Raw genomic sequence first — 12669 nt, forward strand, 5'->3', positions numbered from 1 at the left:
GCCCGGGGCGGGCCCGGCGAAGCCGCGGGAATGGATAAGAATTCCCGGGACACTCCCCGCCGCGCGGCCCAATCGCCTATGGAACGGGGTGGTTCGTGGTCGCAATCCGGAGATAACGGGCCCATGGAACGGGCGGGGCCTATTGCCGCGTGGGCGGCGCTCGGCGTGGTGGTGGCCGGTCTGGCCGCGTATTTCTCGGTCGTCGGCCTGGAGGACGCGGTCCGTACGGCGAGTGTGGTGGGGGTCTTCATCGGAATCGCGTCCCTCGCGCTCGCGGTGGCGGTGGAGCTGAGGTCCCGGCGTGCGCCGGTGGCGCCCGGCACCGGGGGTGACCCCGCCCCCGGCACCGGGGGCGGCCCGGACCCGTCTCCGGCGCGGACGCCGCCGGACGGGCGGTCCACGGCCGGGCCGCGGTACGGGGGCGACCACATTGACTTCAGCGGCGGTGTCTTCCACGGACCCGTGGTCGGCCAACGGGTGGAGCGCCGCACCGAGCGCCCGCCCGAACGCGGTCCCGAGCGCCCGCCCGCGCGCCGCCCCGAGCGCCCGCCCGCGCGCCGCCCCGAGCGCCGTCCTGGGCCGTCGGACGGTGCCGACCCCGAGGCCGGAGAGCCCCCTGTGAACCATCCGGACCGCGCGGACCACATCGACTTCGGTTCGGGACACTTCTCCGGCAGTGTCGTGGGCAAAATGGTGGTGCACCACCATCAGCCGTCGCCGGGGCCGGTGCCCGGCGCGCTGTTCTCGCAGCCCGCGCCGCACCCCGGATTCGTCGGCCGACTGACCGAACTCGACTCGCTCCTCGATGTGCTGAGGCCAGCCGCGCGGGGCGGGCCCGCCCATGGCGATGTGGCCGCCGCCGCGGTCGCGGGGCTGGGCGGCGTGGGGAAGACGGCCCTGGCCCTCCAGACGGCGTACGAGGCACAGCGGCGGGGATGGTTCCCCGGTGGTGTGCTCTTCGTCGATCTGCATGGCTACGACGGCACCGCCCTCACCCCGGAACGCGCGCTGGAGTCCCTGCTCAGGGCCCTGGGAGTGGCGCCTGAGCACATCCCGCCCACGGTCGACGAGCGGGCCGGGCTGTATCGGTCGCTGCTGAGCGGGATCGCGGCCGAGACCGGGCCCGTGCTGGTCCTGGCGGACAACGCCGCTCAGTCCTCCCAGGTCAGACCGCTGATTCCCGGACATCCAGGGCACCGGCTCCTGGTGACCTCGCGCGACACCCTGGCCCAGCTCGGGATGTACCAGCTCCACCTCGGGGTGCTGCCGTCGCCCGCCGCGATGGAGGTGCTCACGGCGGCCGTACGCAATGCGCAGCCGCGGGACCCCCGGATCGTGGCCGAGCGGACCGAGGCGGAGCGCCTGTGCGGGCTGTGCGGACATCTGCCCCTCGCACTCCAGATCGCGGCGGCACTGCTCATCGCGGACCCGGGCAAGCCCATCGGGGAAGCTCGCCGGTGAGCTGGCGGGCGTGGCCACCCGGGTGGACTATCTGGACGACGGGGAGCGCGGCGTCCGCGCGGCCTTCGATCTGTCCTACGGCAGGCTGACCGATGAGCAGTCACGGCTGTTCCTGCTGCTCGCGCTCGCCCCGGGCGAAGGCATTTCGGCGGAGCCCCTGAGTGTGAGCTACGGCGCGCCGCTGCCGCCCCGAGGCGTCGATGTCCTGGTGCGGGTGCATCCCGTCGAGCCCGGGGGCGCCGGTGGGCGCTGGCGCATGCACGATCTGCTCCGCGCCTACGCGGCCGCCAAGGTGGCCGCGGACGGCGCCCGGTCCACCTGCGAGTACGAACGTTCCCGTGCCCGGATCCTGGATCACTACAACGAACTCGTGGTGGACGCGGGGGGCTTGATGCGCATCCCGCCCGTACGAAGGCCCCACCCGCGTTTCGCGGGCCGCGCGGAGGCTCTTGGCTGGCTCGACGGTGAGCGGACCGGCCTGGTGGCAGCCGCCTGCTGGGCCGCCGAACCCCGCCATGCGCGCGCCGCCACCCAACTGGCCCTGGATCTGGGCGAATACCTGGGCCGACGGCGTCTGTACGGCGATGCCATCGTCGTCTACCAGCACGCGATCAACGGCGCCCGCGCACGGGGCGACCGGCGGAGCGAAGGGAAGTCCTGGAACAACCTCAGCATCGCGCTGCGCCGGGTCCGCAGGCTGGAGGAGTCCGCCTGCGCTATGTCCGCGACGAACTCGACGGCCGGGCGGAGCAGCGCGCGACCGCCCCGCGTGAGCTCGCCCCCATGGTCATGTGGATCGGGGCCCTGGTGCCCACGGGGCCCGAACTCGCCGGATCCACCTCACCGCGGCACGGCGCCCCGTCCATCGGCGACATCACCGAGTCCGGGCTGGCCGAGCTGATGGAACGGGCCGCCGAGGTGCCATGGGTGGCCGAGGCCCTGGACGGATTCACCAACTGCCGGGCCACCTGTGACCATTTCGCGTTCTGCCTGGGCGGAAACCCGGCCAACAAGTTCTTCGAAACCGGCAGATTCGACACCACCGAGACCACGCATTGCCGGACCAGTAAGAAACTGCTGATGAAAGGGGTGTTCCAGCATGTCGCGGGACCCCGGAAACGATGAGCCGGACGCCGTCGCGGAACTGCCAGAACTGCCCGAACTGCCGGAGCTGATCGACGCCCATCGAAACCGGCTGTCCGCACTCCTCGCCGATATCCCCGAGTCCGCCGGTGGCCGCCACCGGCGGACGGACGCGCACGCGGGCGCGGCGACGTCGGCGAGCATCGACGACTGGGACTACTCCGACCACCACCGGCCGCCCCGGGAGGAGACACCGGAACAGAACCCGCCCGAGGCGCCCGAGGACACCGGCGAGGAGTCCACGAACGAGGAGTGAACCGGTGGTCAGGCGCACCGGTCGCGTGGGTTTCCGCGCCGCGCGGTGGACAGGGCCTCGGCCAGCCCCGGTACGGGGGCCCATCGGCCGCGGTGGGTCCGGCGCGGGGGCGGACCGTACGGCGACTGCCAGGCCGGGCGGTCGGGGTGGCGGCGGTGGAGGGCGATGGGCAGGCGGGTGGGCGCGCACGCCCGGTTCTTGGACATAGTGATACCGATTCCCATGAGAGGACCGCAGCGAAAAGGAGCACGGCGCACCAGGGGCGACGCGCGACGGATCAGCGCTTGGGGGTTCTCACATGGTGTACAACGGCATGTCCTTGACCGGGTGGGTGACGGTGGGCGGGAGCACCGTAACCGCGCACGGGCGCGCCGCTCCACTGGTTTTCGGGCCTCAGGCCGCCCGGAACCAAGTGGCCAGGGCCTCGTGCAGACCGTCGTCCGTGGTGCCCTGCCAGGCGATGTAGCAGTCGGGGCGGAGCAGCAGGGCGGTGTCGAGGCCGGGCATGCGCACGGTGTCGACGTGGGGTGACCAGGGACCCGGGTCGAGGGTGCCGGTGGGGTCCAGGAGGAGGGGGCGGGCGGTGCGGGTCAGCTCCCGGAGGCCCGGGAGGTCCGGTGCCCACCGGCCGACGAGCGGGCCGGTCGCCGGGCCCATGGCGTAGGTGATGTCCGCGCCGGAGAGCAGCCCCGCGAGGTGCCGCCGGACCGTGGGCTGGTCGAGCAGCTCGCCGAACAGTTCGCGCAGTGCCGTCACATCGCCGCCCGGCCGGGTCAGCAGCGACTGGGCCTGGGTGTGCATGGCGACCCGTCGCGCCACCGGGTGCCGCTCCGTCTCGTACGTGTCGAGCAGCCCTTCGCCCGCGTGGCCGCGCACCTCGGCGGCCAGCTTCCAGCCGAGGTTCACCGCGTCCTGGAGGCCGAGGTTGAGCCCCGGGCCGCCGATCGCCGAGTGCACATGGGCGGCGTCGCCGAGTAGCAGGACGCGGCCCTCGCGGTAGCGCTCGGCGATCCGGGTGTTGCCGCCGAAGAGCCGCCGCATCAGATGCGGCCCCGGCCCGGTGGGCGGGCCGACCGTGATGTCCGCGCCGAGCACCCGGCGGGCGCTGGCCCGCAGTTCGTCCAGCGATGCCTCGCCCTCGGCCGGTTGCCCCCACTCCACGACGCTCAGCGCCGGGTCACGGCCAGGGAACGGCGCCCAGGTGATCAGCCCGTGGTCGGTGCGCAGATGCCGGAACGGGGGGATGGCACCGAAGCCGGGCACGTGCAGACTGCCGTCCGCACCGATCAGCTCCGGGTCCACGCTCACATGTGCGCTGCGCGACACCGAGTCGTCCGTCGTCACACCGGGGAAGCCGATCCCGGCGAGCTTGCGGACCACGCTGCGCCCGCCGTCGGCGCCGACCACGAACTCCGCCTCGACCGGGGCCTGTTCGCGCAGCTCGACGGTCACCGACTTCTCGCCCTGCGTCAGCCCGGTGACCTCATGCCCGCGCCGGACCTCGACGCCCAGCTCCGCCGCGCGCTCGGCGAGCATGCTCTCGATCCGGCGCTGCGGCACCATGAGCGTGTACAGCGGGTTGTCCGGCAGATCGCTCAGCTCGAGCGGAAACGCGCCGAAGACGAAACGGGGCGCGGGCTCGGGTGCGGTGCCGGACGCGGCCAGCCGCTCGTACAGCCCACGCCGGTCGAGCAGGGGCACGACCTGCCCCACGAGGCCGTTGGCGCGCTGCGTGTCGGTTGGCTCCGTGAGGCGTTCCAGGACGACCGGGCGCACCCCGGCCAGGGCGAGTTCGCAGGCGAGCATCAGGCCGTTGGGCCCCGCACCTGCGATGATGACCTCGATCATGAACTCCCTTTCGGGGCGGTGTGGTTGGGGCCTTATGGGCCTTACGGGGTGGCAAGACCGGCCGCGATCCGGTCGAGGGCGTCCGTGAGCAGGCGGCGCACCGGCACGGCCGCGTCGATGCGGAGGTGGTGGGAGATGGCGGTGTTGACCGCGCCCATGACCGCCGAGGCGACGAGATGCGGGTAGAGGTCCCGCTCCGGGTCGCCGCCGGTACGTTCCGCGACGGCCGCCGCGATCTCGGCCTCGGCGGTGGCCCCGGCCCGCAGCATCTCCCCGCGCAGCGCCGGTTCCGCGACCATCACCCGCACGCCCTCCGTCCATTGCGCGGCGTCGACGGGGGGCGGATGGGCGATCGCCTCCGCGTCCGGCGCGAACTGCCGCAGTACGGACCCGGTGATCGCGTCCCACAGCGGCTCGCCCGGCCGCCCGCGCAACTCCTCCGCGACCCGCAGACAGCGGTCGAGGTGGCGGAACGCGATCGCCTCGGCCTTGCTCGAGAAGTAGTTGTTGAACGTACGCGGTGAGACCCCCGCGGCCTCGGCGATGTCCTCCACCTTGACCTGGTCGAACCCACGCTCCACGGTCAGCCGGATCGCGGCCCAGCTGAGCGCGGCGTGCGTCTGGGCCTTCTTGCGCTCTCGTAGCCCCATGGCCCGAGCGTAACAAAATATGCGCGCCCCGCAAATCTGCGCGGCGCGCAATTTTTAACAGCCGAGCGACCACCGATGCCCGTCCGGAAGGTGCCAGACGTAGTGGTGTCCATCGGCTTCGCGGACATAGCCGAAACGGTCCTGAGCGGGGCGGTCATGGTCGTTCCACCACTGCCAGGCGGCCTCCGCTCGCCGCCACAGGTCGGCGTTCCCGCCGTACGTGACGGTGGTGGGGTCATCGGCGATCGGCGCGCGTGCCCATGTGCCGTCGCGCCGCTGGAGCTGGAGCGACATGGCGCCGGTCTCGTCGTCCACGTGATAGACCAGCTCGGCGTCGGGAATGTGGATGGCCAGCAGCAGTCGGAAGGGGTAGTGCGCGCGGATGTCGGCAGCGGTGAGCGAGGCGGGATGGGCCCCGGCTCGGGGCGCGTAAGGCGCCCGCCCGGGATGCCGGTAGGCATGCGCGTCACCGCGGGCGGCCATGAACCGCCCGGTCGTGGTGGTGAAGTGGCCCACGGCCCGTCGCTCGTCGTCGACGGTCAGACGGACCAGGCCACCCTCGATGCCCATGGCCACGTCGGTGAGGATCGTGCCGCCGGGTCGCGTCTGTTCGACCCAGGCGGCCGGGATGCGGGGAACCGAGCAGGTCGCGATGATCCGGTCGAACGGTGCGTGGTGCCCCGGGAAGCCCCGTTGCCCGTCTCCGGCGGCGAGGTGCGGCCGGTACCCCAGGGAGGCGAGCCGACCACGGGCGGCCTCCACGACATCGGGTGAGACATCGACGGAGTGCACGAGGCGATCGCCCAGCCGGGCGCCCAGCAGGGCGGCGTTGTACCCCGTGCCGGTACCGACCTCCAGCACTCGGTGGCCGTCCACCACGCCCAGGTCCTCCAGCATCTGCGCCATGAGGCTGGGCAGCGTGCTGGAGGACGTCGGAATGCCGGTCCACGCCCGCTCGTCGACGCGTTCGGCGGTCTCGGGGTCGAGCGCCGTGACCAGGGTCTGATCGCCGTAGACGGCGGCTTCCCAGGCATCACGATCGGCCGCGTCATGTCGGCGCCATACGGTGATGCCCCTGCTGTCGGTCTCCTGCCCGTACCACTCGGGCACGAAGACATGGCGCGGCACCCTGGCGAACGCCTCCGCCCATGCGGCCGAACGGATCGCTCCCACCCGCCGCAACTCCGTGACCAGGGAGCCCGGATGCGCTGGGGCGCCATCGAAAAGAGGGGCACTCACGCGCGTACTCCTTAAGGCCTCACGTGGATGCGCGAATGTGGTCACTGCTTGCCGTCCTTATCCTCGCGATGGCCGAAGCGGCCGGAACCAGTGTGGTCCCATTCGCCTTGGCTACGGCTCGTTTGTGCATCCAGCTCGGCCCAGATCTCCTTGCCGACGGTGCGTTCGCGGACGCCCCAGCGGTCCGCGAGGGCCCGGACGATGAGTAGGCCCCGGCCGTGCTTGTCGCGGGGTGACGGGCGGCGGGGCCGGGGCAGCCGCTCGCCCCTGGGGTCGGATACGGCGATCCGCAGCCGGGTCTTGGTGAGCGTGAGCTCTACGCGGAAGAGCCGCCCCGGTACGCGGCCGTGCCGTACGGCGTTGGTGGCCAGCTCAGAAGCGATGAGCGCGGTGTCGTCGGCCAGCCCGGGGTGCCCCCAGTCGGCGACGAAGCGCGCGGCGTGCTGCCGGGCCCTGGTCACGCTTATCGGTGTCGGGACGTAGTCGAGGCGGCCCTCGTTGATGACGGGGTCCGGGATCCGGGGGTCTTGGGGCGCGAATGCCATCGCGTACCTCCGAGTGGGCAGGGCAGGGCGGAGTCCGTCCGCCAACTGACGTCCCTGTGCGAGCGGTTCATCACGGAAGGTAGTCTCATTTCGGCCTGCGAGGCAATCCACTCGGGGAAATTTGTAACCGATCTTGCGTGCGGACCGTGCCTGGGCACACACTGGGCGTGAAGAGGGAGGGCGTCGGGTGGCAGGGGATCAATCCGCGCAGGGGAACCGCGCCTCAACGGTTCTCGGGCGCAAGCTGGGTGGGGAGCTTCTGCGGCTGCGGACCTTGGCCGGTTTGACGCAAGTCCAAGCCGCGAACGCCATCACCGCGTCCAACGGCAAGGTCGCCAAGATGGAGAGCGGCTGGGTGCCCATGCGTGAGCCGGACATCCGGACGCTCTGCACGCTGTACGGCGCGAACGATCCGGTGACGGTGGGCCGGCTCTTGGAGTTGGCACGCATCGACCGTGAACGCCGTAAGGCCAAGGGCTGGTGGAACGACGTCGCTCTCAGCAGTGCCATGCAGCAATACGCTCCGCTGGAAGCCGTGGCGACCGAGATCAAGGCATGGCAGGTGGCATTCATCCCCGGCCTGCTCCAGACTGCCGCATACGTACGGGCTCTGCGTCGCTCGTGGTTGCCCGACGAGTCGCCGGACGAGGCCGAAACGTTCGCGGCTTCCAGGCTGGCGCGGCAGCAGCGGCTCTCCGGCGACTCACCGCTCTTGCTGCGAGCGGTCATCCCCGAAGCCGCGCTGCGCATCCCCGTGGTCCATTCCGAAATGCTTCGCGAGCAGTTGGAGAACCTCCTCGACTGGGGAGAGCGGCCCAATGTCACCGTGCAGGTGCTTCCCTTCAGCGCGGGATTCGTCAAGGGACTGACCGGTTCCTTCAACGTCCTCTCGTTCGCCGAGCCCGGTGCCATGGACGTGGTGTACGTGGAGTCGTCGCATAGCCACGTCTGGGTCGAGGGTGGTGATGGGGCGGCCCAACACGTGAGCATCTTCGAGGAGACCGCGCGGTGCGCCCTTTCCGAGCCCGAATCCCGAGCGTTCGTCGAGGCGCTGATCAAGGAACTGTGAGCAGTGGAAGCCTTCACTTTCCGCAAGTCGAGCTATAGCAACCCCTTTGACGAATGCGTCGAGGTGGCGACGAACGTGCCCAACACCGTGGCCGTACGGGACTCCAAGGACCCGGAGGGGCGAATACTCAGGTTCACCCCCGCCGCCTGGGCGGACTTCCAGGGGGCCCTCTGCGAGCTGCCGACCTAGGACTACTCGCCTTCGGCGAGTTCGGCGGCGGCCAGGCCGTCCAGGGCCAACGCCTCATGCCACCGGTCCCCCAACTCGTGGTGGGCCGCCGCCGCACGGCGGTGGAAGTCGGCGGCCTCGCCCGGGCGGCCCATCGCCCGGTACGTCTCACCGGCGCCGTGCCATGCCATCGCTTCGCGACTGCGGTCGCCGAGGCGGCGGTGGAGCGAGGCCGAGCGCTGGAAGGAGACGAGGGAGTCGGCATACTCGCCGAGGGCTCGCTGGGCGTTGCCCAGGGCGATGAGCCAGTAGCCCTCCAGCACATGGTGGCGCAGGTCCAGCGCGATGGTGACCGCTTCCGAGGCCGCACGCAGTGCCGCATCGAGGTCTCCGCGGTCCAGATGGATCGCGCTCAGCAAGCCCAACGCCCTGCCCATGTTGGGCCGGTCGTTGCGCGCCCGGAAGGTGGCGTACACCAACTCGGCGTCGCGGGCGGCCTCATCCACCCGCCCCGCCTGGTGACAGGCGTTGGCGAGGTTGATCAATGCGATGGACTCCCAGTAAGGGAGGCCGAGTTCGCTGAAGGCCGACCGAGCGCGCTGGAAGGAGCCCTCGGCATCGGCCAGCTCGCGCAGGCGCAGGTGCACCAGACCCAGCAGATTCAGGCACTGGGCCTCGCCGTACCGATCACCCATCTCGCGTCGGATCGCCAGCGCGCTCTCGTGGCATTCCCGGCTCTTGGCGAGGTCATTGCCCCTGGTGTAGCTCATGCCCAGGCATTCGAGGAGCCAGGCTTCGCCCGAGGGGTCACCGAGGCGTCGTACCGCCTCCAGACCGATCGGGGCCACGGTGAGCCAGTCATTGACCGAGGTGGAGCGGGCCCGTGCGTAGAAGAGAACCGCCGATAGCTGCCAGGCGTGCCGGTCCAGTCCGGCCGCCTCGGCGGCGCGCACGGCAGCGAGAAGGTTCGTGTGTTCGCGCTCGGACCAGTCCACCGCATGGTCGTATTCGGCGAAGCTGAGTGGCACCACACCTTCGGCCGGTGGGTCGAGCGAGAGATGGTCTTCCTCCGGTTCGATCCAGCTCTGAACGGCGTCGGCCGTGTGCAGGTACCAGTCAAGAACGCGGCGCAGAGCCGCTGTGCGATCCTTTGCGGGCTCTTCCTCCCGGGCCTGCTGTGTGGCGTAGGCGCGGAGAAGGTCGTGAAACTCGTATCGGTCCGGTGCGGTCTGCTCCAGCAGATGCGTGCCGACCAGCGTGTCCAGTGCCTGTCGTACCCGTCCCGCCGCGAGTCCGGCGAGTGCGGAGGCGGCGTGCAGGCTGAACTCGGGGCCCGGATGGATTCCGAGCAGCCGGAAGAGACGGGCAGCAGATGGCGGCAGGGCGCGATAGGACCAGGCGAAGACCGTACGGACGGCCTCGGCCTCTTCCTCGTCGCCCGTGCTGAGCACATCCCACAGGGCGGACTCATCACGCAGGTCGGTGATCAGGTCGTCCAGCCGCAGGTACGGGTGGGTCGCGGCTCGTTCGGCCGCGATCCGCAACGCCAGCGGAAGGCAGGCGCAGAGGTGGGCCAGTTCGGTGAGCTTCTCCGTGTCGTCCTCCAGCCGGTAGCCGGTGGTGACGGCTCGCAGCAGGGCCACTGCCTCGGGCTCGGGGAGGGTGCCCAGGGTGATGCGTCGGGCACCGTCTCGTATGGCCAGCCCGGAGAGGCGGCTGCGACTGGTCACCAAGGTCAAGCTGCCGGTGGAACCGGGCAGTAACGGGCGGACCTGGCTGACGGTGGCCGCGTTGTCCAGCACCACGAGCATGCGGCGTTCGGCGAGGAGCGAGCGGTAGAGCCCCGCGGCGTCATCGAGGTTGTGCGGAATGGTGCGGGGGCGGACGCCGAGAGCGGCGAGAAAACCGTGTAACACCTGCTGGGCAGTGACCGGCTCACCAGGGTCGTAACCGCGCAGGTTGACGTAGAGCTGGCCGTCGGGGAAGCGATCACGGACCGCGTGCGCCCAGCGCAGTGCGAGCGAGGTCTTCCCCGCACCCGCGGTCCCCGTGATGACGTATACGGAAACGACAAGAGGGCCACCGTGATCGGCGACCATCACCGCGTTCAGCTGATTCAGTTCATCTGTGCGGTTGACAAAGCCATATACGTTTGCCGGTAATTGCCGGGGCACCAGAGGGCTTGTGCCATCGCCCTGATGGTGGAAATGGACCCCGCCCTGGACGCTACCCGCCTGCACGACATCGCGAGACGATCCGGACAGCTCACTGTGCGTACCATCGCGGGGGTACTCCTGGCCTTGATTCACGTCGGAGCTCTCCCCAGAGTCTCAGCCTCGATCGGCGACGACTTCCCGCTCGACATAGGACGTGATGTCTTCACCGGTGGCGAAGAGGTCGGCGATAAATCTCTCCCACTGCGTAACAGTCGTCGGATCGGTGAACCGGATGGCGCCTTTGGGTGCACTTTCCTCCGTGTACATCACCCGGTAAAGGACGCGCCCGCCCAGAATCACCAACTCCGGCAGTGGCCCCTCGCTCTCCAGACGGCTGACGGCTGCTGCCGGGACCACACGAACCGGTCCGCCGTTCTCCGACCGGACCGCAGCGAGCGCAACTCCCATTGCACATACGGTGTGAGGGGCTGCTCCGCGATCCGGACGCGACGGAAGACGGACCCACGGGACACGGCCTCCTCCGCCTCTTCCCGGAGAGCCTGAGCCCGGTCTTTCAAAAGCCGCTGCGCCTCTGTCAGGTCGCCTCGGCGGAATGCGTTCCAGCTCGGGCTGTTGCTCTCTTTGAAATACTGCTTCCGTTCCAGCTTCCACGAGTCGCGGTTACGCGTCTGCTCCTCGTGCAGGTCGAAGTCATCCGAATACTCATCGAGTTCCAGCCAATCGCCCTCTGCTGGATCGAGCGGGGGAACCGGGATGTCAAGCATCGGGGATGTCCTTCTTCGCGTGGCTGAGCACGTTGCCGGGGATGACGACCAGCCTTTCCCCTGTGCCCAGCGCGACGCCTTCCGGGAGTCGCGTTTCGTAGGTCTCGGTGAGGTCTTGGCCGATAACGGCAACGTCACCGTTGCTGAGTCGCCACATGTCGGGGCAGGTCTTGTTGTCGTCGCAGTCGGGATCCCGCTCCTGCGGCGACACCCCCAGGCGCCTGTCGAATAACGCTGACGGATCCGCCTGCCAGACCATCGTCCCCGCCTCCTCGAGCCCTTCGGTGAAGGGCATATGCGACCCAACATACAGCCGCCCGGCTGATACGCGGGAGGAGCGCGAAGGTCTGTTTTGAGTCGAATGACCGAGTCGGTCAGCGCCCCTGCTTGCCGAAGCGGGCGATCGCCTCCAGGACGGCGGCCCGGAGCGTGGGGCTGCCCGTGTGGCCCGAGTCGTCGATCACCTTCAGCTCGGCGTCCGGCCAGGCCTTGGACAACTCCCAGGCGCTCTTCAGCGGGCTGCCCAGGTCGAGGCGGCCGTGGATCAGCACCGCGGGGATACCGGCCAACCGGTGGGCGTCGCGGAGGAGTTGGCCGTCCTCGAGCCACCCGGCGTGGCCGAAGTAGCGGGCGCAGATCCGGACGAAGGCCATCAGCGCCTCGTCCGACTTGTCGCTGTAGTAGCCGGGGCTGCCAAGGACCTCGTGGGCGATGACCGCGTCCTCCCAAGCGCACCAGGCCCGCGCCGCGTTGACCCTGACCGCCTCGTCCGGGCTGTTCACCAGCCGGTCGTAGGCCGCGACGAGGTCGCCGTCCCGGTCCGGCTCCGGCACCGTGTCGCGGAATGTCTCCCAGGGGCCGGGCAACAGGCGTCCGACGCCGTGGTAGAGCCAGTCGATCTCGTCCGGCCGGGTCATCGTGACGCCCGCGATGACGATCTCGGAGACCCGCTCGGGGTAGCGCTCGGCGTAGGCGAGGATCAGCGTGGAGCCCCAGGAGCCGCCGTAGAGGAGCCAGCGCTCGATGCCCAGGTGCTCGCGCAGCCGCTCCATGTCGGCGATGAGGTGGTCGGTGGTGTTGTGGTCGAGGCTGACGGACGGGTCGGAGGCGTGCGGCAGGCTTTCACCGCAGCCGCGCTGATCGAACAGGACGATCCGGAAGACCTCGGGATCGAACATCGTGCGGGCGCCGCGGCGCCCTCCGCTGCCGGGGCCGCCGTGCACCCACAGGGCCGCCTTCCCCTGGGGGTTCCCGCTGGTCTCCCAGTAGATCCGGTTTCCGTCGCCGACCTCGAGGAGGCCGTGGGCGTACGGTGCGACGGGTGGGAACGGCTCGGCCATGGCGGTCTC

14 protein-coding genes and 1 pseudogene are annotated in these 12669 nt (G+C 70.3%); 6 read left to right on the forward strand and 9 right to left on the reverse strand.

Annotated features, from left to right (window positions below; genetic code table 11):
• Nucleotides 1-123: 123 nt before the first annotated feature.
• The 4 genes from VT50_RS26945 to VT50_RS26960 are packed head-to-tail and all read left to right on the forward strand — an operon-like array spanning nt 124 to nt 2860.
• Complete coding sequence (locus VT50_RS26945) at nt 124-1461, forward strand: hypothetical protein (RefSeq protein ID WP_053048423.1); 1338 nt, start codon at nt 124-126, stop codon at nt 1459-1461.
• Nucleotides 1462-1471: 10 nt separating this feature from the next.
• Nucleotides 1472-2362, forward strand: coding sequence for a hypothetical protein (locus tag VT50_RS26950; protein ID WP_053048424.1), 891 nt, complete (start codon nt 1472-1474; stop codon nt 2360-2362).
• Nucleotides 2363-2388: 26 nt separating this feature from the next.
• On the forward strand, nt 2389-2586 hold the full coding sequence (locus tag VT50_RS39120; protein WP_143645276.1) for a hypothetical protein: 198 nt from the start codon (nt 2389-2391) through the stop codon (nt 2584-2586).
• Entirely contained in the window at nt 2561-2860 is a 300-nt protein-coding gene (locus tag VT50_RS26960) for a hypothetical protein (protein WP_046084329.1), read from the forward strand. Before VT50_RS39120 ends, VT50_RS26960 begins: the two co-directional genes overlap by 26 nt.
• 8 nt (nt 2861-2868) lie before the next feature.
• Here VT50_RS26960 and VT50_RS39125 read toward each other — a convergent pair whose 3' ends face one another.
• The 5 genes from VT50_RS39125 to VT50_RS26985 all read right to left on the reverse strand — a co-directional run bounded on the left by VT50_RS39125 (nt 2869) and on the right by VT50_RS26985 (nt 7142).
• Entirely contained in the window at nt 2869-3066 is a 198-nt protein-coding gene (locus VT50_RS39125; protein WP_158083227.1) for a hypothetical protein, read from the reverse strand.
• Between the two features lie 187 nt (nt 3067-3253).
• Nucleotides 3254-4708, reverse strand: a complete 1455-nt coding sequence (locus VT50_RS26970) for an FAD-dependent monooxygenase (protein ID WP_046084330.1) — start codon at nt 4706-4708, stop codon at nt 3254-3256.
• 41 nt (nt 4709-4749) lie between these two features.
• Nucleotides 4750-5358 (reverse strand): acyl-CoA-like ligand-binding transcription factor, encoded by a 609-nt coding sequence (locus tag VT50_RS26975; protein WP_046084331.1) that lies wholly within the window; start codon nt 5356-5358, stop codon nt 4750-4752.
• Between the two features lie 54 nt (nt 5359-5412).
• A complete protein-coding gene (locus VT50_RS26980; protein WP_053048425.1) occupies nt 5413-6597 on the reverse strand; it encodes a methyltransferase domain-containing protein in 1185 nt (394 codons plus the stop codon).
• A gap of 41 nt (nt 6598-6638) precedes the next feature.
• Complete coding sequence (locus VT50_RS26985) at nt 6639-7142, reverse strand: ATP-binding protein (RefSeq protein WP_063893170.1); 504 nt, start codon at nt 7140-7142, stop codon at nt 6639-6641.
• Between the two features lie 187 nt (nt 7143-7329).
• On the opposite strand from VT50_RS26985, the gene VT50_RS26990 reads away from it, so the two are divergent.
• Nucleotides 7330-8211, forward strand: coding sequence for a helix-turn-helix domain-containing protein (locus tag VT50_RS26990; RefSeq protein WP_046084332.1), 882 nt, complete (start codon nt 7330-7332; stop codon nt 8209-8211).
• Nucleotides 8212-8214: 3 nt separating this feature from the next.
• Nucleotides 8215-8400, forward strand: a complete 186-nt coding sequence (locus VT50_RS26995) for a DUF397 domain-containing protein (protein ID WP_046084333.1) — start codon at nt 8215-8217, stop codon at nt 8398-8400.
• 2 nt (nt 8401-8402) lie between these two features.
• Here the strand turns inward: VT50_RS26995 and VT50_RS27000 are convergent, their stop codons facing one another.
• The 4 genes and pseudogenes from VT50_RS27000 to pip all read right to left on the reverse strand — a co-directional run bounded on the left by VT50_RS27000 (nt 8403) and on the right by pip (nt 12660).
• Nucleotides 8403-10478, reverse strand: coding sequence for an ATP-binding protein (locus VT50_RS27000; protein WP_053048426.1), 2076 nt, complete (start codon nt 10476-10478; stop codon nt 8403-8405).
• Between the two features lie 231 nt (nt 10479-10709).
• Nucleotides 10710-11320, reverse strand: a pseudogene (locus tag VT50_RS41180) (DUF6879 family protein).
• Nucleotides 11313-11615, reverse strand: a complete 303-nt coding sequence (locus tag VT50_RS27010; RefSeq protein WP_240529327.1) for a hypothetical protein — start codon at nt 11613-11615, stop codon at nt 11313-11315. The pseudogene VT50_RS41180 and the gene VT50_RS27010 overlap by 8 nt, the downstream one beginning before the upstream one ends.
• Before the next feature lie 79 nt (nt 11616-11694).
• Complete coding sequence (pip, locus tag VT50_RS27015; protein ID WP_046084334.1) at nt 11695-12660, reverse strand: prolyl aminopeptidase; 966 nt, start codon at nt 12658-12660, stop codon at nt 11695-11697.
• Nucleotides 12661-12669: the final 9 nt, after the last annotated feature.

The organism is Streptomyces antioxidans (assembly GCF_000968685.2).
In the GTDB taxonomy this organism is placed as follows: Bacteria; Actinomycetota; Actinomycetes; order Streptomycetales; family Streptomycetaceae; genus Streptomyces; species Streptomyces antioxidans.

What these genes read in the sequence shown, in the direction of transcription:
- VT50_RS26960 (WP_046084329.1), top strand. Translation starts at nt 2,561, where the DNA reads ATGTCGCGGGACCCCGGAAACGATGAGCCGGACGCCGTCGCGGAACTG.
- VT50_RS27010 (WP_240529327.1), bottom strand. Translation starts at nt 11,615, where the DNA reads ATGCCCTTCACCGAAGGGCTCGAGGAGGCGGGGACGATGGTCTGGCAG.
- VT50_RS26985 (WP_063893170.1), bottom strand. Translation starts at nt 7,142, where the DNA reads ATGGCATTCGCGCCCCAAGACCCCCGGATCCCGGACCCCGTCATCAAC.
- pip (WP_046084334.1), bottom strand. Translation starts at nt 12,660, where the DNA reads ATGGCCGAGCCGTTCCCACCCGTCGCACCGTACGCCCACGGCCTCCTC.
- VT50_RS26975 (WP_046084331.1), bottom strand. Translation starts at nt 5,358, where the DNA reads ATGGGGCTACGAGAGCGCAAGAAGGCCCAGACGCACGCCGCGCTCAGC.
- VT50_RS39125 (WP_158083227.1), bottom strand. Translation starts at nt 3,066, where the DNA reads ATGTCCAAGAACCGGGCGTGCGCGCCCACCCGCCTGCCCATCGCCCTC.
- VT50_RS26970 (WP_046084330.1), bottom strand. Translation starts at nt 4,708, where the DNA reads ATGATCGAGGTCATCATCGCAGGTGCGGGGCCCAACGGCCTGATGCTC.
- VT50_RS27000 (WP_053048426.1), bottom strand. Translation starts at nt 10,478, where the DNA reads ATGGTCGCCGATCACGGTGGCCCTCTTGTCGTTTCCGTATACGTCATC.
- VT50_RS26945 (WP_053048423.1), top strand. Translation starts at nt 124, where the DNA reads ATGGAACGGGCGGGGCCTATTGCCGCGTGGGCGGCGCTCGGCGTGGTG.